Source organism: Bacillus sp. EE-W1, assembly GCF_009760835.1.
GTDB classification, from domain to species: domain Bacteria; phylum Bacillota; class Bacilli; order Bacillales; family Bacillaceae_G; genus Bacillus_A; species Bacillus_A wiedmannii.
Genome location: NZ_WIPE01000014.1, coordinates 1 through 2,290, shown reverse-complemented (window position 1 = coordinate 2,290; position 2,290 = coordinate 1). Strand labels below are relative to the sequence as shown.

The following is a 2,290-nucleotide window of genomic DNA, read 5'->3' as shown; positions in this document are numbered from 1 at the left end:
ATCGGCGACTTGTTCTATATTACACCTCTAAGATACAACCGTCAATATGTTTTTATAAAAAAACTTCATTTTTTATAAATCCTATTTACGTTATTAAATTATGTATTTATATACCTCTTCTATAAGAATAGATAAGCAACCCATAAAATACTCTATGGGTTGCTATTCCTTCATAAAAACTATTGTTCTTTTGAAGGTATCGAACAACTTTCATCGGTACAAGACATATCGCTTCCACCCTCTGAAGAAAGCTCTTGTAACTTAGGTGCAGGATTCTCTTCTTCCCACACTTGTTGAAGTGCACCGACAAAAGTTTCGAGTGGTTGCGCACCTGAAATAGCATACTTTTGATTAATAATAAAATAAGGTACTCCTGAAATTTGATATTGCTGAGCAATCGATTCATCAATTCTAACATCATTTGCATATGCACCTTTATCATTAATAACACGTAAAGCTTCTTGCTTATCTAAACCTGAAGCTTCAGCAATAGTAGCAAGCGTATCCACATCACTTAAATTTCTCGATTCAGTGAAATATGCAAAAAGTAGATTTTCCGTAATCTCTTTTCCTTTCCCTTGATCCTTTGCAAATTTAGCTAGACGATGCGCATCAAAAGTGTTCGTCGGCTTCATCTCTTCAAAATTAAAATTTAAATCCATACTAGCTGCATGATTTCCTAGTTGTACATTATTACGCTTAGCTTCTTCAATACTAATCCCGTACTTTGATGCAAGTACTTCATTAATACTTGTTCCAGAATAGATTGGAGCATTTTGGTCTAATTCAAAACTTTTAAACTCCACTTCAACATCCTTCTTATGCGGAAATTGCTCTAAAGCCATTTCTAATCTGCGTTTCCCAATATAACAAAATGGGCATACAAAATCTGACCATACTTCAATTTTCATAGAAACACCTCATTAACATGTAGTTTTCAATTATTGTAGCACTGGCAATAAGGAATTCAAAAATTTATGCTTCAAACCTTATATACTACAAACTAAAATAAGTTTTTAAATAGAAAAAACGATAATCAAAAGTATAAAAACCTTTCCTTCTGATTATCGTATATACAAATCTAAAACAATCTAATTACGCTGGAATGTATCTCCCCACGAACTTCCATACGGTATTCCAATATTTATTCGAATCTACCTTCTCGGCTTCTCCATGTCCAGCACCTGGAACAATTAATTTCTCTTTTTCTACTTTTGCAGCATTATATACTTCATCTAACATTTCATAAGGAACAAATGTATCAGCATCCCCATGAATAAATAGCATAGGTGTTTTACTTTTCGCCACTTGTTTTATAGCTGAAGCTTCTTCTAAATCATATCCAGCTCTTAATTTTGTAACTGTATTTGCCGCATTCATAACAGGAAACTTTGGCAAATGGAATAGATCTTTTAGTTGATACGTAAATTCATCAATAACAGTTGAGTATCCACAATCTTCAATAATAACTTTAACGTTAGAAGGTAACTCTTCACCTGAAGTCATCATTACAGTTGCTCCCCCCATTGAAACACCAAAGAGTGCTATTTCAGCATTAGGGTCTTTCTTTACAATTTGTTGAATCCAAATCAAAATATCTTTACGATCATGCCAGCCCATCCCTATATAATCACCTTCACTATTTCCATGCCCACGAAGGTCTGGCGCTATGACGTTATATCCTTGTTCATAAAAGTTCCGGATATATTTCGTCATTTTCGATGCCCTACTATCATATCCATGAACTACAATTGCCCATTTATGACTAGATTGTTCATTCATATATTCATAACCTGTTAATTTCAACTTATCGAAAGAATTTATGTTTCGTGTATTAGGTTTATGATTTGATACAAAGTTCGCATCCTTTTCTTCATTTGTAGCGAACACACCTCCCGATGCATTCACAGTTTCTACTAAGTGAGGATTATCCTCTAAAAACTCTTTCTCTTGTTTCGCATTCAACGCATAATTATAAAAATAATTCCCGACTAACATATAAGTAATTGCTAGAAGGACTAAAGCTACTATAGTAATTACACCTATCTTTTTCATATTATCTCCTTAAAAAAATTTAAATCTTCCTATATTAAAGTACCTCGAAAAACAACTGTACTATTTTAACACACCGATAGATTGCTTCTACAAAAAATAGAATAGAAAATCTTAAACTACACATCAAAAATGATGAAAGAAAATGAATATGAGGGGATCAAAAGAATACGGATTACTTACTTGAAGCTGATAAGAAGTTTAAAACACAAAAAAGACGAGTCATTCTGACTCGTCT

General features: G+C 33.0%; 2 protein-coding genes. Both read right to left on the bottom strand.

Annotated elements, in window-relative coordinates; genetic code table 11:
* Window positions 1-179 precede the first annotated feature (179 nt).
* A complete protein-coding gene (locus GFJ36_RS01240; RefSeq protein WP_097892162.1) occupies window positions 180-911 on the bottom strand; it encodes a DsbA family oxidoreductase in 732 nt (243 codons plus the stop codon).
* A gap of 184 nt (window positions 912-1,095) precedes the next feature.
* Window positions 1,096-2,055 (bottom strand): alpha/beta hydrolase, encoded by a 960-nt coding sequence (locus tag GFJ36_RS01235; RefSeq protein ID WP_088061498.1) that lies wholly within the window; start codon window positions 2,053-2,055, stop codon window positions 1,096-1,098.
* Window positions 2,056-2,290: the final 235 nt, after the last annotated feature.

Excerpts from the sequence above, each read along its gene's own strand:
- GFJ36_RS01235 (WP_088061498.1), bottom strand. The coding sequence starts at position 2,055 with ATGAAAAAGATAGGTGTAATTACTATAGTAGCTTTAGTCCTTCTAGCA.
- GFJ36_RS01240 (WP_097892162.1), bottom strand. The coding sequence starts at position 911 with ATGAAAATTGAAGTATGGTCAGATTTTGTATGCCCATTTTGTTATATT.